30 protein-coding genes and 1 pseudogene are annotated in these 25,733 nt (G+C 31.4%); all 31 read left to right on the top strand.

The annotated features are described in order from the left end of the window. Positions 1–351: 351 nt before the first annotated feature. Positions 352–1,851, top strand: coding sequence for an SSO2105 N-terminal domain-containing protein (locus tag JOC47_RS02080; protein WP_204700314.1), 1,500 nt, complete (start codon positions 352–354; stop codon positions 1,849–1,851). 288 nt (positions 1,852–2,139) lie between these two features. Further along, entirely contained in the window at positions 2,140–3,630 is a 1,491-nt protein-coding gene (gene trpE / locus JOC47_RS02085; protein WP_204700315.1) for an anthranilate synthase component I, read from the top strand. Next, positions 3,605–4,174 carry an anthranilate synthase component II gene (locus JOC47_RS02090; protein ID WP_338035302.1) on the top strand — a complete coding sequence of 190 codons (570 nt, stop codon included), beginning with the start codon at positions 3,605–3,607 and terminating at the stop codon, positions 4,172–4,174. The genes trpE and JOC47_RS02090 overlap by 26 nt, the downstream gene beginning before the upstream one ends. 229 nt (positions 4,175–4,403) lie before the next feature. Then, positions 4,404–5,426 (top strand): anthranilate phosphoribosyltransferase, encoded by a 1,023-nt coding sequence (gene trpD / locus JOC47_RS02095; RefSeq protein ID WP_204700317.1) that lies wholly within the window; start codon positions 4,404–4,406, stop codon positions 5,424–5,426. A gap of 151 nt (positions 5,427–5,577) precedes the next feature. After that, positions 5,578–6,348 (top strand): indole-3-glycerol phosphate synthase TrpC, encoded by a 771-nt coding sequence (gene trpC, locus JOC47_RS02100; protein ID WP_204700318.1) that lies wholly within the window; start codon positions 5,578–5,580, stop codon positions 6,346–6,348. A gap of 36 nt (positions 6,349–6,384) precedes the next feature. Further along, positions 6,385–7,011, top strand: a complete 627-nt coding sequence (locus JOC47_RS02105; RefSeq protein WP_204700319.1) for a phosphoribosylanthranilate isomerase — start codon at positions 6,385–6,387, stop codon at positions 7,009–7,011. 195 nt (positions 7,012–7,206) lie between these two features. Then, positions 7,207–8,385, top strand: coding sequence for a tryptophan synthase subunit beta (gene trpB / locus JOC47_RS02110; protein ID WP_204700320.1), 1,179 nt, complete (start codon positions 7,207–7,209; stop codon positions 8,383–8,385). Between the two features lie 196 nt (positions 8,386–8,581). Continuing rightward, the gene (gene trpB / locus JOC47_RS02115) at positions 8,582–9,778 is read left to right on the top strand and encodes a tryptophan synthase subunit beta (RefSeq protein WP_204700321.1); all 1,197 of its coding nucleotides are present in this window, start codon (positions 8,582–8,584) and stop codon (positions 9,776–9,778) included. A gap of 315 nt (positions 9,779–10,093) precedes the next feature. Next, positions 10,094–10,888: a tryptophan synthase subunit alpha gene (trpA, locus tag JOC47_RS02120; RefSeq protein WP_204700322.1), complete on the top strand. Its 795-nt coding sequence runs from the start codon at positions 10,094–10,096 to the stop codon at positions 10,886–10,888. 138 nt (positions 10,889–11,026) lie between these two features. Next, positions 11,027–11,428, top strand: a complete 402-nt coding sequence (locus tag JOC47_RS02125) for a hypothetical protein (RefSeq protein WP_204700323.1) — start codon at positions 11,027–11,029, stop codon at positions 11,426–11,428. 137 nt (positions 11,429–11,565) lie between these two features. Then, positions 11,566–12,291 carry an N-acetylmuramoyl-L-alanine amidase family protein gene (locus JOC47_RS02130; RefSeq protein WP_204700324.1) on the top strand — a complete coding sequence of 242 codons (726 nt, stop codon included), beginning with the start codon at positions 11,566–11,568 and terminating at the stop codon, positions 12,289–12,291. A gap of 40 nt (positions 12,292–12,331) precedes the next feature. Next, positions 12,332–12,544, top strand: coding sequence for a hypothetical protein (locus tag JOC47_RS02135; protein ID WP_204700325.1), 213 nt, complete (start codon positions 12,332–12,334; stop codon positions 12,542–12,544). A 181-nt stretch (positions 12,545–12,725) separates the two neighbouring features. Then, positions 12,726–13,307, top strand: a complete 582-nt coding sequence (locus tag JOC47_RS02140; RefSeq protein WP_204700326.1) for a hypothetical protein — start codon at positions 12,726–12,728, stop codon at positions 13,305–13,307. Positions 13,308–13,540: 233 nt separating this feature from the next. Next, the gene (locus JOC47_RS02145; protein WP_204700327.1) at positions 13,541–14,128 is read left to right on the top strand and encodes a DUF2345 domain-containing protein; all 588 of its coding nucleotides are present in this window, start codon (positions 13,541–13,543) and stop codon (positions 14,126–14,128) included. Positions 14,129–14,363: 235 nt separating this feature from the next. After that, positions 14,364–16,538, top strand: a pseudogene (locus tag JOC47_RS02150) (transcriptional regulator). A 165-nt stretch (positions 16,539–16,703) separates the two neighbouring features. Further along, the gene (locus JOC47_RS02155; protein ID WP_204700329.1) at positions 16,704–17,129 is read left to right on the top strand and encodes a membrane-associated protease 1; all 426 of its coding nucleotides are present in this window, start codon (positions 16,704–16,706) and stop codon (positions 17,127–17,129) included. 133 nt (positions 17,130–17,262) lie between these two features. Next, entirely contained in the window at positions 17,263–17,664 is a 402-nt protein-coding gene (locus tag JOC47_RS02160) for a DUF5675 family protein (protein ID WP_204700330.1), read from the top strand. Between the two features lie 33 nt (positions 17,665–17,697). Further along, positions 17,698–18,345, top strand: coding sequence for a hypothetical protein (locus JOC47_RS02165; RefSeq protein ID WP_204700331.1), 648 nt, complete (start codon positions 17,698–17,700; stop codon positions 18,343–18,345). A 30-nt stretch (positions 18,346–18,375) separates the two neighbouring features. Beyond that, positions 18,376–18,801: a membrane-associated protease 1 gene (locus JOC47_RS02170; protein WP_204700332.1), complete on the top strand. Its 426-nt coding sequence runs from the start codon at positions 18,376–18,378 to the stop codon at positions 18,799–18,801. A 126-nt stretch (positions 18,802–18,927) separates the two neighbouring features. Continuing rightward, positions 18,928–19,341: a hypothetical protein gene (locus JOC47_RS02175; RefSeq protein ID WP_204700333.1), complete on the top strand. Its 414-nt coding sequence runs from the start codon at positions 18,928–18,930 to the stop codon at positions 19,339–19,341. Then, the gene (locus JOC47_RS02180) at positions 19,338–19,865 is read left to right on the top strand and encodes a hypothetical protein (RefSeq protein ID WP_204700334.1); all 528 of its coding nucleotides are present in this window, start codon (positions 19,338–19,340) and stop codon (positions 19,863–19,865) included. Before JOC47_RS02175 ends, JOC47_RS02180 begins: the two co-directional genes overlap by 4 nt. A 131-nt stretch (positions 19,866–19,996) precedes the next feature. Beyond that, positions 19,997–20,284, top strand: coding sequence for a WG repeat-containing protein (locus JOC47_RS02185; protein ID WP_204700335.1), 288 nt, complete (start codon positions 19,997–19,999; stop codon positions 20,282–20,284). Positions 20,285–20,433: 149 nt separating this feature from the next. After that, positions 20,434–21,048: a hypothetical protein gene (locus JOC47_RS02190; RefSeq protein ID WP_204700336.1), complete on the top strand. Its 615-nt coding sequence runs from the start codon at positions 20,434–20,436 to the stop codon at positions 21,046–21,048. After that, positions 21,045–21,572, top strand: a complete 528-nt coding sequence (locus JOC47_RS02195; protein ID WP_204700337.1) for a hypothetical protein — start codon at positions 21,045–21,047, stop codon at positions 21,570–21,572. The genes JOC47_RS02190 and JOC47_RS02195 overlap by 4 nt, the downstream gene beginning before the upstream one ends. A gap of 74 nt (positions 21,573–21,646) precedes the next feature. Then, positions 21,647–22,279, top strand: a complete 633-nt coding sequence (locus JOC47_RS02200; RefSeq protein ID WP_204700338.1) for a WG repeat-containing protein — start codon at positions 21,647–21,649, stop codon at positions 22,277–22,279. Between the two features lie 92 nt (positions 22,280–22,371). Further along, positions 22,372–22,875, top strand: a complete 504-nt coding sequence (locus JOC47_RS02205; RefSeq protein ID WP_204700339.1) for a hypothetical protein — start codon at positions 22,372–22,374, stop codon at positions 22,873–22,875. 38 nt (positions 22,876–22,913) lie between these two features. Then, on the top strand, positions 22,914–23,243 hold the full coding sequence (locus tag JOC47_RS02210; protein WP_204700340.1) for an ankyrin repeat domain-containing protein: 330 nt from the start codon (positions 22,914–22,916) through the stop codon (positions 23,241–23,243). Between the two features lie 30 nt (positions 23,244–23,273). Continuing rightward, a complete protein-coding gene (locus tag JOC47_RS02215) occupies positions 23,274–23,624 on the top strand; it encodes an ankyrin repeat domain-containing protein (RefSeq protein WP_338035303.1) in 351 nt (116 codons plus the stop codon). 139 nt (positions 23,625–23,763) lie between these two features. Further along, complete coding sequence (locus tag JOC47_RS02220) at positions 23,764–24,066, top strand: hypothetical protein (RefSeq protein WP_204700342.1); 303 nt, start codon at positions 23,764–23,766, stop codon at positions 24,064–24,066. A gap of 2 nt (positions 24,067–24,068) precedes the next feature. Further along, entirely contained in the window at positions 24,069–25,022 is a 954-nt protein-coding gene (locus JOC47_RS02225) for a hypothetical protein (protein WP_204700343.1), read from the top strand. Next, the gene (locus JOC47_RS02230; protein WP_204700344.1) at positions 25,019–25,720 is read left to right on the top strand and encodes a hypothetical protein; all 702 of its coding nucleotides are present in this window, start codon (positions 25,019–25,021) and stop codon (positions 25,718–25,720) included. Before JOC47_RS02225 ends, JOC47_RS02230 begins: the two co-directional genes overlap by 4 nt. The last annotated feature ends 13 nt before the right edge of the window (positions 25,721–25,733 follow it).

Here is a 25,733-nt window from a genome sequence, read left to right on the forward strand (position 1 = left end):
AGCATTTTAGATTAGGGTTAATAGTTTAGAAAATTTAATATTTGAGACGAGATGAGATTAGACGAGATGAGGGAAGGCCTAGAGACGAGATGAGGGGAGAAGTGTACCTAATTTTTGTACTTTAAGGGCCAATGGACTCACGTCTGTTGGCTCTTTTTTGATTTGTTAATCAATAAAAGGAGGTTTAAGCAGTTGCAAAATATTGATGTAAAATTATTAAAATTAAGGTAAAATAATTTTTAATTCCGTATCTAGATGTAGTATATACTATATCTAGAGGTGATAGAATGAAATATTTGAAAAGATATGAAAGAACTCAGATGATTGGGATAAATAAAGAAGGTGCTAGTAATGAAGACAACAATTAAAGCTAAATTACTAGAGATGCCTTCAGAGGAAAGCGAAAAACTTGATAACCTTATGCTTAGATTTTCTTCAGCAATCAGATTTGCTTTTAATCGTAGAAAGCCTGATGCTTATGATCCAATGAATAAAGGTGATTTGGAGAAATTACTGCAGAGTAAATATAAACTTAACTCTAGATATGCTAAAGATGCAGTTATGAAAGCAGATAGCATTATATCTTCGCAAAAAGAATTAGTAAAAGAATATCACCGTAATTATAAATCTAAGGTTAAACAGGTTAAACAAGAATTAAAAAGAGCAAAATCCAAACAAAAAATCCATGCTTTAAAAACAAAGTTGGATAAATATCAGCGTAAGTTAGAAGAATATCAAAAACATTTAAATGAAGGTACTATTCCTAAAGTTATTTTTGGAGGGAAAGAAAATTATAAGGCTAGGTGTGAAGGGAAGATCTCCAATCAAGAATGGAAAGAACTTCGTAACAATAAATTCTGTTCTCGCGGAGATAAAACTAAAAAAGGTAATCTCAATACGCGCATTGTTTTAGATAAAGAGGATAACATTTTTTTAAGGATTAATACTAGTATCAAGAAAAATAACAGTAGATATGAGTATATTAAAATTCCTCTTTATTTACCGCAAAAAGAGAATTTAGAGGGAAAGGTTAACGGTAGAGATTATAAAAGTATGGTCTTAGATGTCGTTAGCAAAGAGAAACCTTATTATGTAGAAGTTATCCGTAAGGATAATCAATATTATGTCCATATTACTATTGAAGAGAAAACGCCAGAAATTAAATCTGCTAATCCTGAACAAGTAGGAATTATAGGAATAGACACTAACCCAGATGGTTTTGCTTTAACTTGTCTTGACCAAGAAGGTAATTATAAATGGCATAAATGTATAACCAATCCTGAATTAACTTCTGCTAAAGGTAATAGGCGGGCTAATCTTTGTGGTGAATTAGCAAAAGAAGTAGTTGAATTTATTAAAAATAAAGGATATTCAATAGCAATTGAAGATTTGGAATTTAAACGCAACAGGTATGGAAATAAGAAATTTGAGAGGATTTCGCATCAATTTGTATATAGAAAATTGTTGACTTTTTTAGAGAGGGGATGTAAGCGTGAAGGTATAGAAGTTATTAAAGTTAACCCTGCCTTTACTAGCATCATTGGCAAATATAAATACCAGCATCAGTTTGGGATAAGTGTTCATAATTCTGCTGCATTAGTAATTGGCAGAAGGGCTTTAGGTTTTAATGAACGGATCCCAAAACAATTAATCCAAGTTATGAGTAGTTATTTAAACAGAGTTAAATTCATGAATTTTATTTCTAGTTCTCAATGGTCTAAATGGGGCAAAATTGATTATATAATTAAAACTTTGATTAAAAATATCAAAAAGGAAGGTGGTGAAAATCCTGCTTATAGCAAAGACTATGCATATTCCAAATACAGGAAGAAGTTGTTGGGGATCGCTTAATAATTATAACCTGATTAAAAGAATTAATTTTCCAATAGTTTAGATAGGGCAAAGCACCACATAGAGAAAGGATTTTGCCTAGAATGTAAAATTTAGGGACGGGTAACACCTGTATCTTTCTAGTACCTTGATATTGTAAATATTAAGGGCAGTAAGGAAGATTATAATCAAGCGATTATACCTAACACGATCTAATCCTGTATGATTGTGGTCTATGTATAGTTTTGCATAGGTTTTTATAAGCAGGTTGAGTTGAGATGAGTTTAGCCGAGAAAAGAGTGAGTTATTATGTATAAGCCAAGTCAAGCAGAATTTAGAGAGCTAAGTACACAAGGAGATTTAGTTCCTATTTATAAAGAGTTATCAGCCGATTTAGAAACTCCTGTTTCAGCCTTTATGAAATTAGGAGATGGTGATTACTCCTATTTATTAGAAAGTGTGGAGCAAGGACAGCAAGTGGGACGTTATTCGTTTATTGGAATTGATTATCATGGTGTAGTTCGCTGCAAAGACAATCAATTGCAAGTAGAAGATGAAGAGGGGAATATCACTAAGAATAAGAGTACTGAAAATCCAGTGGATGATTTAGAAGAAATATTAGAACAGTACCAAGCAATAGAAATAGAAGATTTACCTTTATTTTATGGTGGGGCTGTAGGATATTTAGGTTATGATGCTATTCAATACTTTGAAAAGATTCCTCAAACTAATGAAGATGATTTAGAAGTGCCGGAGATGTTATTTGTACTCAGTGATACAGTATTAATCTTCGATCACCTACATCATAATATGAAAGTTGTGACTAATGTTAAAGTAGGAGATAATCCTGAACAAGACTATCAAGAGGGAATTAAAAAGATTGAAGAAGTAATTGAAAAACTAGAGCAGCCAGTACCAAAACAGAATAATGGACAGCAACCTAAAGATTTAGTAGCTCAATCTAATATGAGTAAAGCAAAATTCATGAACAGTATTGAAACTATTAAAGACTATATTGAGGCAGGGGATACTTTTCAAACAGTTTTCTCGCAACGCTTAGAGGTAGAAATTGAGAGTGAACCCTTTTCAATTTATCGGGAGTTAAGAAGATTGAATCCCTCTCCTTATATGTATTATCTTAATTTTGGAGATTTTGAATTAGTAGGTTCTTCTCCAGAATTATTAGTCAGAGCTGAAGAAGAAAAAGTAGAAACGAGACCAATTGCTGGAACTAGAAAAAGAGGTAGCAACCAAGCTGAAGACCAAGAATTAGCCCAGGATTTATTAACTGATGAAAAAGAGAGAGCAGAGCATACAATGTTAGTTGATTTAGGTCGCAATGATATCGGTCGCGTGAGTGAATATGGGACAGTAGATGTAACTGAATTAATGGAAGTTGAATATTATTCTCATGTGATGCATTTAGTTTCTAATGTGACAGGAGAATTAAGCAGTGATGACGATATTTATTCTGCTTTAGAAGCCTGTTTTCCGGCGGGAACAGTTTCAGGTGCTCCTAAAATTAGAGCCATGGAGATTATTGATGAATTAGAGCCGACACGACGTGGACCTTATGCTGGTAGCATTGGTTACTTTAGTTATTCTGGTAATTTAGATAGCTGTATTACCATTAGAACTATTTTAACTAAAGATGATAAGGCTTATGTGCAGGCGGGAGCAGGAATTGTGGCTGATTCAGATCCTGAGTCAGAGTATGAAGAAACTTTAAATAAGGCTAGTGCTTTATTAGAAGCTGTTAGATTGGCTGAAGGTGGTGGAGAACTTGATATTAGTAATTGATAACTATGATTCTTTCACTTATAATTTAGTGCAATATATTGGAGAGTTAGGTTATGAGATTAAAGTAAAGCGTAATAATGAGGTAACTATTGAAGAAATAAAAGAGCTGAATCCTGATAAAATAGTAATTTCTCCGGGGCCTGGGAGACCTGAAGATGCTGGGATCTCATTAGCTGTAGTTAAAGAATTAGCTGGAGAAATTCCAATTTTGGGTGTTTGTTTAGGTCATCAAACAATTGGGGCAGCTTATGGAGGAAAAGTTGTTAAGGCTCCAGAATTAGTTCATGGTAAGACGGCTAATATTGTAACTGAAGATGAGAATATTTTAAAAGGGATTGATAATTTTAAAGCAACTCGGTACCATTCTTTAGTTTTAGCTGAGAAGAGTTTAGCCCCTAATTTTGCAATTACATCCAGAACAGATGAGGGCTTAATGATGAGTATAGCAGATGAAGAACAGGATTTATATGGAGTGCAATTTCATCCAGAATCAATTATGACAGAACACGGTAAAGAAATTTTAAATAATTTTTTAAAGCTTTAAAAAATTATTTAAAATAAGTAACTAGTAAAAAGAAAAGAGTGATGAGAAATTAGTAATAAGTAAAAGAGAAGAGAGTAAAGAGAAAAGGTCAGTGATTAGAGAAAAATAAAAGTAAGAAAAAATAAACTATTAAAGGAAGCGATTAATTTAAGAGGTAGTGTTTTTTATTTTTAACTCTTTACTGATCACTTGTTACTAATTACTAATACTAACGGGGAGTTGAGATGAGATGAGAAGAGAAATCGAAAAGGTAATTGCTGGTCAGAACTTGTCAGTTGAAGAGAGTCAAAAAATGATGAATATGATTATGAGTGGCGAAGCTACAGACGCTCAAATTGCTGGATATATTACAGCTTTAAGAATGAAAGGAGAAACAATCTCAGAAATAACTGGAGCAGCACGTGTGATGAGAGAAAAGGCAGCTCCAATTAAGACTAATCAAGATAGACTAGTAGACATTGTAGGGACTGGTGGAGATAAATTGGATACTTTTAATATTTCTACAACGACTACTTTTGTAGTAGCGGGAGCGGGAATGCCGATAGCTAAGCATGGTAATCGTTCAGTTTCCAGTAAGAGCGGCAGTGCCGATGTATTAGAAACATTAGGAGTTAATTTGGATTTAACCCCTGACCAAGTAGGAGAGTGTATTGATGAAATCGGAATTGGTTTTTTATATGCACCTACTTTTCATAAAGCAATGAAACATGCTATTGGCCCGAGAAAAGAAATAGGAATTCGGACTATTTTTAATCTATTAGGACCTTTAACTAATCCTGCGAAGGCTCCAATTCAATTGCTAGGAGTCTATGACCCAGATTTAACAGAGCCTATTGCTCATGCATTAAACAATTTAAATGTAGAATCAGCTTTTGTGGTCCATGGTTTAGTTGGGTTAGATGAATTATCAACAGTAGGAAAAACTAAGATTAGTCGTTTAAAAGATGGTGGAGTTGAAACTTATTATCTTAATCCTAGTGATATAGGCTTAACAGAAGCTAAGCAAGAAGATATCAGTGGGGGCGGTCCAGAAGAAAATGCTCAAATTACTCGAGATATATTAAGCGGTAAAGAAGGGCCAAAACGAGATATTGTATTATTAAATGCAGCAGCAGCTTTAGCGGCAGCAGGAAAAGTAGAAGATTTAGAAGCTGGAGTTCAATTGGCGGCTGAAGTGATTGACCAAGGAGCAGCATTTAAGAAGTTAAATCAATTGATCAAAGTTAGTAATCAATATAAAACCATTAATTAGAAAAGAAAAATATATTCAGACATTAATTAATGAATGCCGGTTAATCAATATTATGTAGAGACTTGGCATCGCCAAGTCTAGTGTTTTGAATTTGAATTGTCAATTATAAGTTATCAATTTTACATTGTATTATCGAGGAGGAGAGAAGAAAGTGATTTTAGATGAGATAGTGGAACAGAAGAAGCAAGTAGTAGAACAGGATAAGAAAACTGAAAGTTTAGAGCAATTAAAAAATAAAATTAATCAGGCAGGAGAGACTAGAGATTTTAAGCAGTCATTAAAGCAGGGTGGAATAAGTTTAATAGCGGAAATAAAGAAAGCATCTCCTTCTAAAGGAGTAATTAAAGAAGACTTTAATCCACTGCAAATTGCTGCAGAGTATCAGCAGGCAGGAGCAAGTGCTTTATCTGTTTTAACAGACCAAGATTTTTTTCAGGGGGAATTAAGTTATTTAGCAGGGGTAAAAGAGGAAGTAGAATTGCCATTATTAAGAAAAGATTTTATTATTGACCCCTATCAAATATATCAAGCTCGGGCTTATGGTGCTGATGCAATATTATTAATTGCTGCTATTTTAGAGGGAGAAGAATTAAAAGAATATTTAGATATTGCCCAGGAATTAGATTTAGATGTATTGTTAGAAGTTCATAACCGGAAGGAATTAGAAATGGCATTAGATGTTGATGCAGATATTATTGGAATTAATAATCGAGATTTAAAAGTTTTTGAAGTTGATTTAGCTACAACTCTAGGACTTAAACGTTTAATTTCTGATGACAAAGTAGTGATTAGTGAAAGTGGGATTAAGGATCGTTCTGATATTAATTTATTAGCTGAACATGAGATTGATGGTGTTTTGGTAGGAGAAGCTTTGATGCGGAGTAATAATATTAGTGATAAAGTTAAAGAATTAATTGGTTGAGGAAATGACTATTTATTTAAAAGGGAGTAAAATAAAATGGCTGATACTGTGCAGGTTAAAATTTGTGGATTAACTAATCTTGCTGATGCTCAGACAGCAGTTGACTTTGGTGCAGACTTAATAGGTTTTATATTTGCTTCTAGTCCCAGGCAAGTAACTTTAAAGGAAGTGCGGGATATTACAGATAATTTAAAAGGGGATGCTGCTACAGTAGGAGTATTTGCTGACCATGATCTATCTAATGTGCAGCAAATAGCAGCAGACTGTGATTTGGATTATATTCAGTTACATGGTTCTGAATCCCCAAGTTATTGTCAAAAGATAGAGAGACCGATACTCAAAGCTTTTTCGATTAAGGACCAAGAAAGTTTAGAAGATTTAAAAAAATATGATGTAGATAAATATCTGCTTGATACTTATGACCCTGATAAAATAGGTGGTACGGGAGAAACTTTTAACTGGGATTTAGCTATAGAAGCTAAAAAATATGGGCCAATCTTTTTGGCCGGCGGATTGAAACCTGATAATGTGAATCAGGCAATTGAAAAAGTTAATCCGGCAGGAGTTGATGTTAGTAGTGGAGTAGAATTAAGAGCCGGTAAGAAAAATTATCGTAAGGTCAAAAGATTTATTCATAATGCTAAAAAGAGTGAAGGATATTAAAATAATAACAATTAGTATAGCATTAGCAATTTAAGATAATATGTAGAGACTTGGCATCGCCAAGTCTAGGTTTATTATGATGTAGTTGCATTCATATTTATTAAAAACAAACATTAAAATCAAAGAAAAGAGAAATAAAGATAGAAAAGAAAAAACAATTAATAAATAGCAAAAAACAAGAGGAGTTGAGCTGAGATGAGTTTTGCAGATAAATTTGGTGATTTTGGTGGGCAGTATGTACCGGAGTTATTAATTCCGGCTTTAGAAGAATTAGAGGAAGCTTATGAAAAGTATAAAGATGATCCAGAATTCAAAGAAGAGTTTGAATATTATTTAAAAGAATATGTAGGTCGTCCTAATCCCTTATATTATGCTGAAAGATTAACTAAAAAACTAGATGGAGCTAAAATTTATTTAAAACGAGAAGATTTAAATCATATGGGAGCTCATAAAATAAATAATACCTTAGGTCAGATCTTATTGGCTGATAAAATGGGTAAAGATAGAATTATAGCTGAAACAGGAGCCGGTCAGCACGGCGTGGCAACTGCTACGGCAGCAGCAATGTTTGGTATGGATTGTGAAATTTTTATGGGGCGTGAAGATGTCGAGCGGCAGTCCTTAAATGTATTTAGAATGAGATTATTAGGTGCTACAGTAACGCCTGTTGATGAAGGAACTGCTACTTTAAGTGATGCTATTAATGTTGCGTTCAAGAGTTGGCTAGAAAGATTAGATGATACAATGTATCTATTTGGTACAGTAGCAGGACCGCATCCTTATCCGACTATTGTGCGAGATTTTCAATCAGTAATTGGTAAAGAAGCTAAAGAACAGATTCTAGAAGCAGAAGGTAAACTGCCTGATTATTTAGTAGCCTGTGTTGGTGGTGGTAGTAATGCGATGGGGTTATTCCATGAATTTAGAGATGATGAAGAGGTAAAGATGATTGGCGCTGAAGCTGCAGGTAAAGGTGTGGAAACAGGTAAACATGCAGCTACCCTATCAGAAGGAAGTCCTGGGATTTTACATGGTTCGAAGAGTTATGTTTTACAGGATGATTATGGTCAGATTGAACATGCTCATTCTATTTCGGCCGGCTTAGATTATCCAGGTGTGGGCCCTGAACACAGCTATTTTAAAGAGTTAGGTCGGGCTGAATATGTAAGTATTACCGACCAAGAAGCTGTTGAATCATTTAAATTATTATCAGAGGTTGAGGGGATTATTCCAGCTTTAGAGAGTTCTCATGCTATAGCGCAGGCTGTGAAGTTGGCCCCGGAATTGGATGAAGAGCAAGTAATAATTGTTAATTTATCAGGTCGCGGTGATAAAGACGTTTACACAATGAAAGACAGTAAGAATAGTAAATAGTAATCAGTGATGAGTGATGAGGAGACAGTAAAACAATAACAATGAATATAGATATTGTATGTAGAGACTTGGCATTGCCAAGTCTAGGGTTTGTATTTTATGCGGTATTACCTGGTTTTGAATTTATGTTTTGATTTCAACTGTTTAACTGTCAGACTGATAAACTGCTTAACTAAATAAAACGGGGGGGTTGCAAATGGGAAAAGAAAATAATAATGGTCAATTTGGTGAGTTTGGTGGACAGTATGTTCCAGAACTATTGGTTCCAGCATTAGAAGAGTTAGAGGAGGCTTACTTAAAATATAAAGATACACCTGAATTTAGAGAAGAGTTTGAATACTATTTAAAGGAATATGTCGGTCGTCCTAATCCGTTGTATTATGCAGAAAGACTAACTAAAAAACTAGGTGGAGCTAAAATTTATTTAAAGCGTGAAGACTTGAATCACATGGGAGCTCATAAAATAAATAATACCTTAGGTCAGATATTATTGGCTGATAAGATGGGTAAAGAAAAGATTATTGCTGAAACAGGAGCAGGTCAGCATGGTGTGGCAACTGCTACAGCAGCAGCTATGTTTGGTATGGACTGTGAAATTTTCATGGGCCAAGAGGATGTAGAGAGACAAGCTCTAAATGTATTCCGAATGAAACTGTTAGGAGCTAAAGTTAATCCGGTAACTGAAGGAACAGCTACTTTGAGTGATGCTGTAGATGCTGCTATTCAGCATTGGGCAGAAAACGTAGAGGATACTTTCTATTTGTTAGGTTCTGCAGTTGGCCCTCACCCCTATCCAACTATGGTACGTGACTTCCAATCAGTAATTGGTAAAGAAGCTAGAGAACAGATTTTAGAAGCAGAAGGTAAACTACCTGATTATTTAGTAGCTTGTATTGGTGGCGGTAGTAATGCAATTGGTTTATTCCATGAATTTATTGATGATGAAGATGTTAAAATGATTGGGGCAGAAGCTGCAGGTAAGGGCGTTGATACTGAAGAGCATGCTGCGACAATGACTAAAGGAGAACCTGGTGTTATCCACGGATTTAAAACTTATGTCTTGCAAGATGAAGCGGGACAGATTATGCCGGTTTATTCTATTTCAGCTGGATTAGATTACCCAGGTGTTGGCCCCGAACACAGTCATTTGAAAGAATTAGGGCGAGCAGAATATGTAGGAGTAACTGATGAAGAAGCAATTGAAGCTTTTCAACTATTATCAGAAACCGAAGGGATTATTCCGGCTTTAGAGAGTTCTCATGCAGTAGCGCAGGTCATGAAATTGGCCCCGGAATTGGATAAAGACCAAGTGATTATTATGAATTTATCCGGCCGCGGAGACAAAGATGTTTATACCGTCGCGGAAAAGATGGATATCGAGTTAGAAGATTAATAATGTTCCCAGAATAAAACTATGAAACAAAGATAAATTGTCTAATCACGGAAAGTCCGCTAGGACTTGTAGGGAAAAGATGGATATAGATCTAGAGAATTAATAGCGATCATAAAATGCAATTTTGGTATTAAGATAAACTATCTAATCACGGAAAGCCCGCTAGGGCTTGTAGAGAAAAGATGGATATTGATTTAGAAGATTAATAGCGGGGGCAGGAACTGTACTATTTTGAGATTGTTTATTTTTTGATTGTGCTTTTTGACTTTAACTGTCTTACTGCTTAACTATAATAATATTTCGCGAGGTGAGAAAATGAGTAGAATTTCTAAAGTGTTTAATCAATTACAAGAGAAAGGAAAAAAAGCTTTTATCCCATTCTTAATGGCAGGAGACCCTGATTTAAAAACCACTAAAGAATTAGTATTAGAAGCTGAACAAAGAGGAGCAGATATTATAGAAATAGGGTTACCTTATTCTACGCCGTTAGCAGATGGACCGACAATTAAGAAAGCAGGGAAAAGAAGTCTAGAACATAATACTAATTTAGATGATATATTTGAGTTAGTTGCAGAAATTAGAGAAGAAAGTGAAGTACCACTAGTATTGATGGGTTACTATAATCTTGTTTTTAAATATGGAGTAGAGAAGTTTGTGCAGCAGTGTGAAAAAGTAGGTGTTGATGGGACGATCATTCCTGACCTGCCGATTGGAGAAGATGAGGAATTGAGAAGTTTAGCACAAAATTTAGATATTATTTCCTTGGTAACTACAACTAGTAAACCAAGTCGCGTTAGAACTGTAGCCCAAAAGTCGCAAGGGTTTATTTATGCAGTTTCAACGCCTGGAACTACAGGAGCTAGAGCAGAGATTTCTAACGAAATTGAGGAAAAAGTTGAACAATTAAGAGAATTCACTGATACGCCAATAGCTGTTGGATTTGGTATTTCAAAACCTGAACATGTAGAAGCAGTAACTGATTTTGCTGATGGAGCGATAGTCGGTAGTGCGATTATTAGACAGATTGAAGAAAATTTAGAGCAACCAGAAAAAATAGTAGATGAAGTAGGAGATTTTATTGAATATTTAACTAGTAGTATAAAAAAATAAACTTAGATTACGAGGAGCTACTCCAAATCAAGGGGTGGCTTTTTTTATTTTTTTGCAAAAAATTATTTTCTCCACTAATTACCATGAATTATTTCTTATTAATAATTTCAAAATAAAGTGTGAGAGGGGGATGATAAAATGGCAGATGACAAAGAAAAAAATCGGAGAACTAAAAAAAGAAGTAGAAAGCATGATCCAAAACGAGATGTAAATGAAGAATATAAAGTGACTGATCAAGAAATAGCAGAAGAATTGATAAATGATGATATTGAACAAAATGAAAGTGCGGAAGAAAATATGGATTCTTCAGAGATGAATGTTAATAATTTATTTACACCATCGGAAGTTGAAGAAGAGCTAGCAGATGAGTTAGTAGCAGGTGATATTGAAAAAGATGATGACTTGAATGAAGGGGACTTAGGATTGCCTGAATCAGATAATGAAGATGTATTTCCTGGAGAAGATGATGACGAGATAGCTGAAGAATTTGCTGAACTTGCTGTTGAGGATAAAGAAAAATATAATCAAGATGAACAGTAGAGTGTAGATGATAAATAATTAGAAGTTGATCCCTAGGTCATTTTATAGTCTAGGGATCTTTTTAATTTTAAATTATTTATAAATTAATCTGGTCTTGAATAAAATAGATTAAATTATTTTATTTAGGAGTGAAACTTATGTTGGTGATAATGTCTAAAAAGTTATTTTATATTTTATTATTTATCATTTGTTTTATTATGTTCTTTTTTCAAGCAGCCACTCTAAATTTTGTAATAGAGACTACTAAACCTTTGGCCCATAAAAGAATAATAGTAATTGACCCTGGTCATGGAGGAATAGATGGCGGGACAAATGTAGGAGAACTATTAGAAAAAGATATAAATTTAGAGATTGCTTTACTATTAAAAGAACATTTAGAACAGCATAATAAAGTGCAAGTAATTATGACGCGTACTAAAGATACTGCCTTAGATCACTTGAACCAATGGTCTTCTAGCCGTCATACCCGAGATTTGAAAGCAAGAGTAGATATTATAAATCAATCTAAAGCTGATCTATTCATTAGTTTGCATGTAGATTATAGAGCACAACAGAGAGAGGCTCAAGGGCCAATGGTACTATATTCTGATAGGCATCCTCAGAACAGAGTAATTGCTACTACCTTACAACAACATTTGAATAAATTGCAGACCTCCTTTCCTATTCATAAACCCAAAAAGAGACCTGATCTTTATGTTTTGAAGGCAAAAAAAACCCCGGGGGTAATTGTAGAAGTTGGTTTTTTCAGTAATCACCAAGATAGAACAAGACTGCAAAATGATAATTATCAAAATCAACTAGTCGAAGCTATTTATAAGGGGATAGAAGAATATTTTTCTGGATTGAAATTTATTGTTGATTAAATATTGTTAAGGCTAGAATAGATAAGAAACAAACAGCGAATTGACTGAATTTGATGAAACTCAGTATCAAGAAATAAAGAGTGTAGATGAGATTCAAGATGATTTAATACCCTGGTTATTATTTCTCAAGAGTTCTGATAGTGAGGTGGTAGAAATGATTGAGGAAAGAGTTGCAGAGCTGAAAGAAGCTACCGAATCTCTAGAAGTATTGAGCCATGATGAAGATGCTAGAGAAGAAAGAATATCAGACTGAGCCAGTGGGAGAAATTCTGCTGTCTCATTTATTATTTTTTGGAGGGGATAATAAGATGACTGATAATCATAAAAAGATAAAGAAAGAGTAAATTATTTAATTTTAACTATTGAAAAAAACTTTAAGTTGTACTAAAATATAATTGTGCTTAATGGAAATAATTAGTTAAGGAGGGGAAGATTTGAAAAATGAAAAAATAGCAAATCAAGGTGGAGTTATAGTAGAGGAATTTGAATTTGAGCAATTATATGAATTAGATATTCAAAAAGAAGTAAATAGACATGACCAATTACAAATTAGTGGGTTAATCTCTGATAAGCAGAGAGAGAAATATATCAAGTCTACTACTGTGGGTAAGCCGATTACAGTTAAAATCAAAGAAACAGGTGTTGTTATTTTCAAGGGGCTAGTAGAGGAAATTCAATTAAAAACTAGAAAGAATAATTATTTTATCCAGGTAAATGGTATTTCAGCTACTTATAACTTGGATATTAAGAAGAAAAGTTTTTCTTTTCAAGAAACCGGTATTCCCTATAAAAAGTGGATCAATAAAGTTGTTAAATCCTATTCTAAAGTTGATTTTAAAGAGAAAGCTTCGCAGGGAGAGACTAAAGAAAATTTATTTTTGCAGTATCAGGAGACAGATTGGGAGTTTTTGCAGCGTATAGCGTCTCGCTTTAGTACTGGCCTTGTGCCTGATAGTTCAGGTGACGGAATCAGATTCTACTTTGGTGTACCAAAAGGTAAAAAACAGTCAAGATAGAAGATATAGACTATCAAGTTAGTAAAAAATTAAAGACTTCTCAAGAAATCAAAGAAAATTATCAAGAAGATGTTAAGGATAAAGATTTTGTTAATTATACATTACAGATTAGAGATATAAATAAAATTCAAAATTTAGCTGTAGGTACGAAGGTTAAATTTAGTAATCAAGAGTTGTACGTTAAAACGATTCATTTATCAATTAAAGGTGGTAATTTAATTGGTGATTATAATATGGTAAGAAAAAAAGGATTAGCTATTAAAGAAATAATTAATTCTAAGCTAATTGGTTTAAGTATTTTGGGTAAGGTTTTAGAAGTGAAACAAGACCAAATCAAAGTACACCTTGAGATTGACGAAAAACAAGACAAGTCTAAGGCGATTTTATTTAAATATTGTACTGATTATACTTCTGAGGGAGATACAGGTTTTTATACTATGCCTGAAAAAAAAGATCATGTTCTTTTGTATTTGCCTGATGAACATGAAAAAAATGCAATAATTAGTACTGCGCTGCGTAAAGAGATTAAGGGTAGTGATAAAGTAGGAGACCCTAAGATTAAATATTTTAGAACTAAATATGGCAAAGAAATAGCTTTTAAAGAGAAAGAAATAGTTATTACAGGTAAAGAGGAGCAAGTATTAATTAAAATTAATGAAGAAAATGGAATTGAACTATTGAGTAAGCATAACATTAAAGTAAGTAGTAAGAAAAAGATTAAAATGGATGCTAAAAAAGCGATTGAAATGAAGTGCAAAGGTAGTAAAATCAAATTAGATGGTAAAATTGATATTCAAGGCAGTCAAGTGACGATTAACTAATAATAAGAACGCCCACACACCCTAAAAACATTTGAAATAAATAACATAATATGGTAAAATATTAAGTGGAATTTAATATTTTTATAAGTTTAGGTCAAAAATAAAGGGTACTACTTTTAATTTAGAAAAGGAGGAGACTATATTTTTTTATCTATTAATGTAAAATATTTCTTATAAAAATAATATATTCTAATTAAATTTAAATCTTAATGATTTAAGTAAGGGGGAGATTGTAATCGAGGTTATTGACCAGACTAATAAGACAATTTTATTTGAAGAAGTAAATCCCGAGAAACTAGATTTACTTACTTTAGTAGGTGATGTTAAGGGGATTGAAAGTTTGGAAGACGAGAAGATTAAGGAGATTAATGAGCATTTATTAGTAGATAGTTTTGAAGAATTTTTAGAAAAATTCAGCCCTACTATTTATTCTTATTACAATGCAGCAAATCAAAAGGTGATGTATACTGCTAAAAAGCCTGAAGGAATTCCAGGAAATAATATTAGTGAAATTAGTTTAGATCAAAATAATGATTTTTTAAAGATGTTATTTACTTTAATTGATACTAAAAAAGACCAGGGCCAAGAAAATGTAGATTTTAAGTTCGAAAATATTTTAGATATGTTATCTCCGAAAAAGGTAATGGAAGATATTAAACAGGTGCGAAAAGAAGTTGATTATCTATACGGAAAGTATGAAAAGTTAGATGATGAAGACCCAACTAAGTTAGAATTAGGAGATAAGTTAAATCAAAAGTTTGAAGAAGCTAGCCAGAATTATAATAATGTCTTAGGTATGTTACCTTTAGCTATTGAAGATATTAAGACTAGATTATTGCTAGGTGAAGGAGAAGAAGGTTCTGAAGCAGAGGAAGTAGAGATTGGTATGCTTACTATGGGAGAAGAAGGAGAACTTAAGATTTTAGAAGCCTCTACTGAAGAAAAAGAAACATTACCAGCTGAAGCTACAGAAAATACGGAAGCTTTAGTAGAAGTGTTTGAAGAAGATTATAATGAGATCAGTGAAAATCCTACTCCATATGTTAAAGACTTGGTAGTCAGGACTTTTGCTCCAATAACTGGAATTGGGGAAACAGATATTAATGTAGAGCAAGAGGTAGAAAATTATAATCATTATTTAGATTTTTATAAGCAATCTAAAGAAGATTTTGTAAAGGTAGCTAAACCATTAGTAGAAAAATTGTTGGGAGTTAAAATGTTTTTTGAGCAATATGATACAGATAGCTTAGGGATGCAACCTGAATTATTAGTTACTAATTGTAAAGTAGACATGATGGTTAAATCAAACAATAAGCCCCGCTTAACTACCTTTTTAAATACAGTTAATGCTAAAAATAATTTTGCTGAAACTATTTGGTTTGGAATTTTACCAGCGATAGAAATGTCAGAGGACGGTAAACGAAAAATTAGAAGGCAGCGTTTTAAAGGGACTGAAAAAGAAGAGAAAAAGGTGAGGAATACGATGGAATCTTTGGCTTCTATTTTAAATGTTGCTAAAGATTATAAAATGCAAATTTTCTTTAACTTTCAGGCTAGTGATGGAACAACCTTTAATGATTTAGCTACTAAAGGTGTAGATAAGTATATGGAAAAGACAGAAATCTTGACTCGTAAGGAGTATAGTGAATATGCAGTACCTTGTTTGCCTAATTTTACAGTAATTCCAAAGAAGAAATCAGGAGTAGAATTGGATAAGAAAATGATTGCAACTGAAAAAGGAGCTCAGCTATCACCAGAAGAAGAAGACTTACTTAAGCTATGGCTGGAAGGAGTTTATATTGATGCTTCTTATGTAGCAGCAGGAATTGTCTCTGCTTATCAGTGTCCTGACTTTTTAAAAGATCACTTCAATTTAGTTTCTAGACAATATCCGGGGGTTAGATTTGATATTGAAAGTGGCGATAATGCGCTTAAAGTACCTACAACTTTAGCACATGAAATTTCTGGTTTTACCAATAAGATTAAAGATCAAATTAATCGCCGTGATTTTGGTTTTGTATTTTTTTCCGAGAATGCATTAATAGATGATAAGACAGTTGATCGAATTACCGTCTATAAAGCTCGTAGTATGGCTTTAACTGAAGATGGCTATGATTCTATTTATAAAACTTTAGTTAGTACTTATATCGAAAGGATTTTAAGATTCAAAACTAGTGACTTTAAATAAGATAAAATTGAAAGATTTTTCAGTAACAATCCAAAAAGTCAGAAGAGTCAGTGGAATAATGAAAAAGATTATGTTAACTCTATTCTGCAGCAGGGAGACGATATCAATCACACAATTGATTTAGACAGTAATACTTGTCAGCTTGATATTGTCTTTAATGGTAATGTTAAAAATCTTGAAGTTAATATTACTAAGAGTACTAGTGCAGCAAATGCAAGTTAGTTAAAGAAGAAATAAAGTAAGATATGCTATTAGTCGTTAGCTGTGAGACGTGAGCAGAAATCAAGAATCAAATTATAATTTTATTAACTTTTGATTTGGCTGACGCCTCACAGCTAATAATTAATAGCAATGAGGATTATATAAAATAAAAGGAGTTGTTTGTTAATGGGATTTAGATTAACAATTGAAGGACAAAGCGAAACAATTAAGTTAGGAATGGAGAATATCAATGATGTAAGCTATCAATCTGATACACCAAATGATTCAAATGCACGAGCAACAGATTTATCAACGATATTAACAATAAGTGGAAAGATTTTAGCAGCAGTAGATGGAGAACCAGATCAAACTAAAAAATTAGCGTTATGGTCATTAGTTAATGCTGAAAAAGCAGATGCTTATCGCAATGCAGTATTAGAAGTTATTGCAGGAGATCAAGTGGTAAGAAAAGTAACTTTTCCGAATTCTTTTGTAGTTGATTATACAGAAGATTTTGGACATACAGAAGGTGTAGGAACATTTGTATTGGTACTTAAGCAGAAAAAAGATAAATTACCTTCTGTGGCTATTGATGGGAATTATGCAAAGTAGAGATATAATTATTTAAATTGCAGTTATTTTATTAATTGAATTCGGAGGAACTAGAAATTATAATTATTTGGTTTCTCCGGATTTGAGATTACAGTACAGAAGAAATAAATAAAAAGTTTGGAGGAGAAGATATATGGCCTGTATGATAAAAATTGTTAGATATAAAGAGACAAAAGACTCTACCATGGGAAATTTATATTTAAATGGTAAGAAAATTGGTTATACTTTAGAATTGCCATGGAATGAAAATAAACAAAATGAAAGTCGAATTCCGGCAGGTAATTATAATGCTTTTATTAGAGAAGCAGACACTTCATCAAGCTGGAATTATGATGTTATTCAGCTAAAAAATGTTCCTAATCGAACGGCAATTCAAATACATCGTGGCAATAGACCTGACCATACTGTAGGATGTATTTTACCTGGTTTAGGAAAGGGATTGAATCGAGTATGGTCGAGTGAAAAAGCTTTAAATAAATTGTTGAATCAGGCTCAAGATGGAGGAATTAAAGTAGTTATTAGAAACAAATTATGATTTGCTTGAGAATAATTAAGGGGGAAGGTAATTATGAATTTTAATAAGACAAAGTATGTTATTTTATTCATCGTTGCAGTGATGATAGTAGGGACAATGAGTAGTAATGTAGATGCTGAAGAGTATAATTGGCAAAAATTAAAGACTACGTATAAGAAATTTATTGATACCCCTAATTGTATTCAAAAACAAAACTTGTTAAAAGTATTACCCCATGAGAAAATTAGAAAAATAAATGATGAAGTTTTAGATTATATTTTTGCTAACTTATCAAGACTAGAAGGTTTAGCGAAAAGAGGGGACTCTAATGCTATTGATATCTTATTTAAAATGATTTATTTAACTGATGGAGCTTATACGGAAAGATTATCAATTGTATTAGGTTCTATAATTTCAAATCATCCACAAGAATTTTTATATGCAGTAAAAAACAATTTTCAGATAGTAACTGCTTCAGGTTTAAGCTCTTTAGTAGGTAATTTAGGTCCTAAATATGTAGATAAGGTTGAGAAGAGGGTAATAGAATTAGAAAAGAGATATGGTGCACTTAAAGAGGTAGAAAATGTTCCTGACCAAATACGGGATTTATGTTTATATGAACTTGGACGTCAGATTTTTGAGAGTCGTAGAGATATAATTTATTTAAATGGGAATCAGAAAATGTTAGAAAACGCCAATTAAAAATTTATAAAAGTAAAGGAGTTGTTGGAAATGGGATTTAGATTAACGATTGAAGGAGAAAGTGAAACAATTAAGTTAGGAATGGAGAATATCAATTATGTAAGTTATCGATCTGATACTCCAAATGATTCAAATGCACGAGCAACAGATTTATCAACGATATTAACAATAAGTGGAAAGATTTTAGCAGCAGTAGATGGAGAACCAGATCAAACTAAAAAATTAGCATTATGGTCATTAGTTAATGCTGAAAAAGCAGATGCTTATCGCAATGCAGTATTAGAAGTTATTGCAGGAGATCAAGTAGTAAGAAAAGTAACTTTTCCGAATTCTTTTGTAGTTGACTATACAGAAGATTTTGGGCATACAGAAGGTGTAGGAACATTTGTTTTAGTACTTAAACAAAAGAAAGATAAGTTAGCAATGGTTGCTATTGACGGTAATTATGCAAAGTAAGTTTATGATTAATTAAAGAAATCAGTAGTAATAATTTTAATTATTACTACTGTAATTTTCTTGCTTAGAAAGCTTCAAGCTTTCTAAGCAAGAAAATTTAAAATTAAAAATGGAGAGAAGTATCTAATGATAAAAAATTTAATATTAATTAATATTGTTTTTTTAATCAGTTTGCTTTTTATTAGTTGCGATAATAATAATTATATCAAATATACCCCTTTGATTAAAATAGAAAAGGTAGGAGAAATAATTTTCAAAGAAAAGCAAGAATTAAATACTCAATTCCACAAAGAAAAGATAAAATTATTGTTAGATTATTATTATAAAGATTGGAAAGAAGGAAGCAAAGGAGAAATTTTAATTCCTAAAGATGATTATCAAAATAAAGAATTAATATATAATTTAACTTTAAAAACTGAAGATTCCAAGTTTATGGAAGAGGTAAAAAAAGATAAGAAAAAATGGACAAAAATTTATCGACATTTGATTATAAGTAAAAAACGAGATAGTAGAAGTATAGGGGTTGTTAAAGTACTATGAAAAATTTAGCTCACCGAAAATTATTTTTTTTAATATTATCTGTAATAATTTTAATTTTATTTGTAGGCTGTGAAAGAAAAGAATTTAAAAGCGAAAGAATTGAAGTGAATAAATTTAAAAAAGTTGCTGTAGGAGATAAGTTGCCTGGATTTGGTATTGGTTTAAAAGAAGGTGGAACTATTAGTTCAAGAAATTATCCAGGAAATTTTATTATTATTTTTAATAGTGACCAAGTTAAAGAAAAACTTGAGGCAGTTACTCTAGTTGATGAAGAACATGGTAAACTTGCTCAACCGGTTTTGGATAGAGGTGGTCATTTAATAAGTAATTGTGATTTTAAACTTGCGGAGGGTGGTTTTGGAATAGAAACTATTAATACCAATAAGGGATTTCGCTTGAAGGATTCTTTAATTGTAATTGCAGATTCAGAAAGTAGAATTACTAAGTTATATAAAAATGTAAAGTTGGAAGATTTAAAAGAAATTATAAATAATATTGATAAATTTATTGTTGAAGAGGAATAATTTGTTTCATGATTTATGGAATGGCTCACAAGTGAGGAATTCTGAATATTTTAAAAAGGTAAATCAGGTGAAATTATGGCTAGTAAAATAAGACCAATTATAATTATAGTTATGGGTTTAATGATGGTAGGTTGCAATTCTATAGAAAATCCAGAAAATCAAAATTTGAATATGCAACTAAATTCATTAGAGGTATAGCTGCTGTAGCTAAAGATTTAGAAATAAAAAAAGATGGAGAATTACGATTACCTGTTGGAGGCAAATGGGGATTTATAAATAAATCCGGAAAATTAATAGTCCAATATAAATTTGATAACGTAATATTTCCTTTCAATGAAGAGGGAAGAGCAGTAGTGGTTTATAATGGGAAAAAGGTATATGTTAATAGAAATGGTGAAGTTTTAGAAAGTTACAAATAAAAAACGACTACTTTCCGTGATTATTGATGGAAACTATGCTAAGTAAAATGATTGATTAAATTTCATTAGTTTAATAATGCTTCTCTGCTTGGTGGAATAGTTAAATTGTCAGGCAGAGGAACTAATTTTAAAATTGAGGTGAATATAAGTTGAGTCTAAACAAGGATGATTTTATATCAAATATAAATAAAATTTGCTATATAGAAAAAATTAATCCTGACGATTGGTTAAGAGTACGTTTAAATGATGGAAGGACTGTTGCTTTGCCTAGTTATTTAAAAGTTAAATTAGAAGAAATAAAAGATGGAAGAGAATATTTCAAGATTCTAGAAGGAGCTTATCGAGGTAAAAAAGCTAGTGTGAAACAGCAAAAACATTTTTTAGGAGTAGTTTCTGGGTCTTATTTTACGACTAGTTGTCTTCGCAGACCACCAGCAGTTTTAACTTTTGACCGGGGAGCAGAAAAATTAAGTATAGAAGGGTTAGGCACATATCATGCTAAAACTGATGAAGGTAATCCTATCAGCAAAGGGAGTTATAATATCGAAATTCCTGATGCACCTCATACAGGAGGAAACTATTATTTAGGTGATTCTAGATATGCTAAAACGTGGTTTAGAATTGGTCATTCTTTACATCCTGGAGAAAGATCTGCAGGCTGTATTACAGTAAAAGATACTAAAAGGTGGACAGAAATTTATCGATATTTGATTATAAGTAGAAAACGAGATAGTAGAAGTGTGGGAATTGTGAAAGTAATATGAAAAATTTATCCCCCAGAAAACAACATTTTTTAATTTTTATTTTAATAGTTTTAATTTTATTTGTAGGGTGTCAAAAAGAAGAATTTAAAAGTGAAAGAGTTGAGTTAGAAAAATTCAAAAAAGTTGCTGTTGGAGAAAAATTACCTAGTTTTACTATTGTTTTAAAAAAAGAAGAGAGTTTTGATTCAACAAGTTATGTTGGAGATTTTGTTATTGTTTTTATTAGTAGTCAAGTTTTTGATGAATTTGAATATCCTGTTGTATTTGATAAAGAACATGGTAAATTCGTTCAAGCAATTTTAGATAATAATGGTCATTTGTTAAGCGTTTGTGATTTTAAGCTTGCGAAATATGATTTTGGAATAGAAACTATTAATACTAATAAAGGAGTTCGTTTGAAAGATTCTCTAATTGTAATTGCTGATTCAGATAGTAGAATTACTAAGTTATATAAAAATGTAAAGTTGGGAGATTTAAAAGAAATTATAAATAATATTGATACATTTATTGTTGAAGCGGAATAATTTGTTTCATGATTTATGGAATGGCTCACAAGTGAGGAATTCTAAATATTTTAAAAGGTAAATTAGGTGAAATTATGGTTAGTAAAATAAGAACAATTATAATTATAACTATAGTTTTAATGATGGGAGGGTGCAATTCTATAGAAAATCCAGAAAATCAAAATTTGAATCTTTTTGAGAAGGAAGGATTATATGGATATAAAACAACTGATGGAGAAACTGTAATTCCAGCTAAATATATTTTGGCTCATGAATTTTCTGAACATGGGATAGCCCCTGTTTTAGATGTAGAAAAAGGTTGGATTTATATAAATAAATCTCAACAAGTAGTTATAAAACCCTATGAAGTTAATAATGGTTATGATGAATTTAGTGATGGTTTAGCAAGATTTAAAAAAGAAGATAAAATAGGTTTTTTTAATAAGAAGGGAGAAGTTATTATTCCTGATAAATTTGAATATGCAACTAAATTCATTAGAGGTATAGCTGCTGTAGCTAAAGATTTAGAAATAAAAAAAGATGGAGAATTACGATTACCTGTTGGAGGCAAATGGGGATTTATAAATAAATCCGGAAAATTAATAGTCCAATATAAATTTGATAACGTAATATTTCCTTTCAATGAAGAGGGAAAAGCAGTAGTGGTTTATAATGGGAAAAAGGTATATGTTAATAGAAATGGTGAAGTTTTAGAAAGTTACAAATAAAAAACGACTACTTTCCATGATTATAAGTAGAAAACGAGATAGTAGAAGTATAGGAGTTGTGAAAGTAATATGATCTTTTTATCTAGAAAAGAATGGTATCTATTATTAGTTGCTTTGGTAATCTTAATTTTATTTATTGGTTGCGGAAAAAAGAATTTAAAAGTGAAAGAGTTGAAGTAGATGAATTTAAAAAAGTTGCTGTTGGAGAAAAGTTGCCTGGTTTTGCTATTAGTTTAAAAAATGGCGGAAATCTTGATTTGAAAGATTTCACAGGAGATTTTATTATTATTTTAATTAGTAATCAAGTGGCAGATGAATTTGGCTCTCAAGTTATAGTTGATGAAGAACATGGAGAATTGGCACAACCTATTTTAGACAAAGAGGGACATTTGACAAGTATTTGTGAACTTAAGCTTGCAAAGACTGGATTTGGTATAGAAATTGTTTATACGAGTGAAGAATATTATTTAAAAAACTCGTTACTTATAATTGCTAATTCAGAAAGTAGAATTACTAAGTTATATAAAAATGTAAAGTTGGGAGATGTAAAAGAAATTATAAATAATATTGATAAATTTATTGTTGAAGAAAAGTAATGTTATTCTCAAATAATATATTGAGGAGATATAGAAAAATGAAAAAAATAATTATTATAGGTATAGTTATAATTGCTATTTCAGTAATTATATTTAACTTTATTAGTCATGAACTCAATTTAATTGAAGCAGTTAAAAATGAAAATGAAAAGCAAGTAAAAAAAATAATTAATTCTGGAGTAGATGTAAATCAAAATAATAATCTGCCATTGCTAACCGCTGTCAATAATGGGAATAAAAAAATAACAAGATTATTAATAGAAGCAGGAGCTAATATAAAGCAAACAAATAATAAAGAGGAAACAGCTTTAGATCTAGCAAGAGAAAAAGAAAATAGAAATATAATCAAATTATTAAAAAACAGATAGTATTCAAATAAAGATAATTGAGTAGTTATAATTAAGGCAGGAGCTAATGTAAAGATTAAAGATGATCAAGGTTGGTCAACTTTAATGAAAGTGGCGAAATTTGAAGAACAAAAGTTAGTTAAGCAGTTAATAGAATCTGGAGCTGAAGTTAATACAGTAAATGATTTTGGAGAGAACCCTTTAATTATAGCAGCCCAACAAGGAAATTTAGAAGTGATAAAATCATTAGTTGAAGTAGGAGTTAATATTAATACTAAAGATGACTTAGGTTATACCGCTTTGATGGATGCAGTATATAATAAGCATTTAGAAGTAGTAAAATTATTAGTTAAATCAGGAGCAGATATTAATCTTGTTAATAATAATGGAGAAACTGCTTAAGCTACTAAAAAATTAAAGTGGAGATGAAAATGGATTTTAGGAGATTAAATGGAAATCAAAAGATCTTAGAAAAAGTAAAGTAAATATTTATAAGCAGGTGATCACAATTAAAGATATCATACGTGAGAAACTTAGTAATATGGAAGATTTAGAGCAACGCGGTAAATTGAAAAAAGTTTTAAAGGAAGTATTTATGCCTTTAGTAGAGCATCAAGATATGATGCAGGCCAGATTAGAGAAAAGAGTGTTTGATGAGGTAGAAGACGAAACAGGGGATTATAATATTTATGCTACTTTAATACCGCGCAACAAGTTAAAACTATTAGATGATTTATTGTTTCCAATTTTAGAAGAGGATGAAGAAGAAAGTGAATATGACCCGAAAGAAATGTTGGAGCAATTGCGGGAAGGTGAAGATGTAATTGTTTCTAAATTTTTTTAAAATTGGATCAAGCCCAGATTCAATCATTAATAGATGGAGATCGGGTCTTTAACGGGATAATTGTAACTGATGAAAGGGATTATCATATTAAATTGAAATTAAATTATAATACTGATTATTTAGAGAAAGAAAAGGAATTATATAATATATTTTTAGAAAATAGAGTGAAATGGCGAAGCATTAATAATCCTTATATTCGCAAGTTTTTTAATGTAGTGATTAGTAGTTATGAGGATGGAGTGGAGGAATTGACCGAGTTTGAAGAGCTTAATTTCAATTTAGAGGAACTTGAGTCTAGTATGTATACAAAGTATATTCCAGTTTGGAACATCAAAGAAATTTATCAAGATGGAGAAGGGTTTCCAATGCCGGCAATAGATAAAATTCACTATGACCATGAGGTGGTTTTAGAGAATTTAGGTTTTGAACATGGTTATTTAGTTATCCCAGATGAGGATAATGAATTAATATCAGTTAAAAAGATTAAAGATCAAACTGGAGATAAATTAGTGATTACTAGTGATAATGAGCAGTCAGTAGAATGGAAAATACTGCAGGTGATTCAGAAAGCAGAACCGTGGAATGAAGATTTCGAGTTTGAAGTGTTAACTAATCAGAAAAAAGATGAATTTATGAATAAATTAATGCAGAAAAATTATAAAAGTATTAAAACTTTTGCTGAAATAAATAGATTAGCAAAATCATTTCAAATTAGTGACCGTATTAAGCTAGAAGAGATAGAAATTTTGGCTGAAACTCCTGAGCATGATTATAGTTATGATTTTAATTATTTTATTGAAGATGAAATTAGGCTAAATAGTTTAAAAGAGACAATGTTATTGAAATTTGTGGGGTCACAATTAGATTATTTAAAATATGACCTATTGAGTTTTGTTGTCTCAGAAATTCAAATGTATTTTCCCGAGTATTTATGTAAAGGAGTTTTTAAAGAATGAATTATATTTGGGAGCTAATTATTAAGGCTAAAAATGAGGAAAAATCTTTAGAAGATTTAAGATTTAAATTACCTGAAATATATTCTTCTTATTTGGAATTGAGTACTGAAATGCTTAATTTTAATGAGGTAGAATCAGAGATAGAGGTTAACCCTTATTATAGATTTTTTTTAATTTTCAAAGATTTATTTGACCCTAATTATGTTGAGAACCAAGAACTACGTGAAGTATTATTGGATGTTTTAATTCATTTTTTAGGCGAAATTGATTTATATCAAGGTATGAATAAAACTGAATATCATAAATTATTTATCTATCGCGAATTGCTGCAGGGCTGTTTTGGTTCTGAAGTAAGGAAGGGCATTAGAAAGTTTTCCCGTAAGGAAAAAAATATTTTAATAAATAACATTTATAAGTTTTATTACACTGGAGACCAAATTTATTATTTCAAAAAGACAATTAAACAAATGTTTAAAAATTCTATTGTCTATGTTAATGGAGAAGAGACAAGGGATAATAAAAACGAAATTTTATTATATATCGGTGTAGTTCCTAATCAAAATAATAAGCAGAAATTAGAAGTAATTGAAACATTATTTTTACCGATTAATTTTGTGACTATCACCTATTGGCAGTATCATTTTGGCATTATTGCTTTAGAAGAAGCAATGAAAATAGGTGCTACTGCTTTATATTAAAGAAAGGAGTAAT

This window comes from Halanaerobacter jeridensis, from assembly GCF_016908315.1.
In the GTDB taxonomy this organism is placed as follows: Bacteria; Bacillota; Halanaerobiia; order Halobacteroidales; family Halobacteroidaceae; genus Halanaerobacter; species Halanaerobacter jeridensis.

What these genes read in the sequence shown, in the direction of transcription:
- JOC47_RS02080 (WP_204700314.1), top strand. Translation starts at nt 352, where the DNA reads ATGAAGACAACAATTAAAGCTAAATTACTAGAGATGCCTTCAGAGGAA.
- trpE (WP_204700315.1), top strand. Translation starts at nt 2,140, where the DNA reads ATGTATAAGCCAAGTCAAGCAGAATTTAGAGAGCTAAGTACACAAGGA.
- trpD (WP_204700317.1), top strand. Translation starts at nt 4,404, where the DNA reads ATGAGAAGAGAAATCGAAAAGGTAATTGCTGGTCAGAACTTGTCAGTT.
- JOC47_RS02105 (WP_204700319.1), top strand. Translation starts at nt 6,385, where the DNA reads ATGGCTGATACTGTGCAGGTTAAAATTTGTGGATTAACTAATCTTGCT.
- trpB (WP_204700320.1), top strand. Translation starts at nt 7,207, where the DNA reads ATGAGTTTTGCAGATAAATTTGGTGATTTTGGTGGGCAGTATGTACCG.
- trpB (WP_204700321.1), top strand. Translation starts at nt 8,582, where the DNA reads ATGGGAAAAGAAAATAATAATGGTCAATTTGGTGAGTTTGGTGGACAG.
- trpA (WP_204700322.1), top strand. Translation starts at nt 10,094, where the DNA reads ATGAGTAGAATTTCTAAAGTGTTTAATCAATTACAAGAGAAAGGAAAA.
- JOC47_RS02125 (WP_204700323.1), top strand. Translation starts at nt 11,027, where the DNA reads ATGGCAGATGACAAAGAAAAAAATCGGAGAACTAAAAAAAGAAGTAGA.
- JOC47_RS02130 (WP_204700324.1), top strand. Translation starts at nt 11,566, where the DNA reads ATGTTGGTGATAATGTCTAAAAAGTTATTTTATATTTTATTATTTATC.
- JOC47_RS02145 (WP_204700327.1), top strand. Translation starts at nt 13,541, where the DNA reads ATGGTAAGAAAAAAAGGATTAGCTATTAAAGAAATAATTAATTCTAAG.
- JOC47_RS02155 (WP_204700329.1), top strand. Translation starts at nt 16,704, where the DNA reads ATGGGATTTAGATTAACAATTGAAGGACAAAGCGAAACAATTAAGTTA.
- JOC47_RS02160 (WP_204700330.1), top strand. Translation starts at nt 17,263, where the DNA reads ATGGCCTGTATGATAAAAATTGTTAGATATAAAGAGACAAAAGACTCT.
- JOC47_RS02165 (WP_204700331.1), top strand. Translation starts at nt 17,698, where the DNA reads ATGAATTTTAATAAGACAAAGTATGTTATTTTATTCATCGTTGCAGTG.
- JOC47_RS02170 (WP_204700332.1), top strand. Translation starts at nt 18,376, where the DNA reads ATGGGATTTAGATTAACGATTGAAGGAGAAAGTGAAACAATTAAGTTA.
- JOC47_RS02175 (WP_204700333.1), top strand. Translation starts at nt 18,928, where the DNA reads ATGATAAAAAATTTAATATTAATTAATATTGTTTTTTTAATCAGTTTG.
- JOC47_RS02180 (WP_204700334.1), top strand. Translation starts at nt 19,338, where the DNA reads ATGAAAAATTTAGCTCACCGAAAATTATTTTTTTTAATATTATCTGTA.
- JOC47_RS02195 (WP_204700337.1), top strand. Translation starts at nt 21,045, where the DNA reads ATGAAAAATTTATCCCCCAGAAAACAACATTTTTTAATTTTTATTTTA.
- JOC47_RS02200 (WP_204700338.1), top strand. Translation starts at nt 21,647, where the DNA reads ATGGTTAGTAAAATAAGAACAATTATAATTATAACTATAGTTTTAATG.
- JOC47_RS02205 (WP_204700339.1), top strand. Translation starts at nt 22,372, where the DNA reads ATGGTATCTATTATTAGTTGCTTTGGTAATCTTAATTTTATTTATTGG.
- JOC47_RS02210 (WP_204700340.1), top strand. Translation starts at nt 22,914, where the DNA reads ATGAAAAAAATAATTATTATAGGTATAGTTATAATTGCTATTTCAGTA.
- JOC47_RS02220 (WP_204700342.1), top strand. Translation starts at nt 23,764, where the DNA reads ATGGAAGATTTAGAGCAACGCGGTAAATTGAAAAAAGTTTTAAAGGAA.
- JOC47_RS02230 (WP_204700344.1), top strand. Translation starts at nt 25,019, where the DNA reads ATGAATTATATTTGGGAGCTAATTATTAAGGCTAAAAATGAGGAAAAA.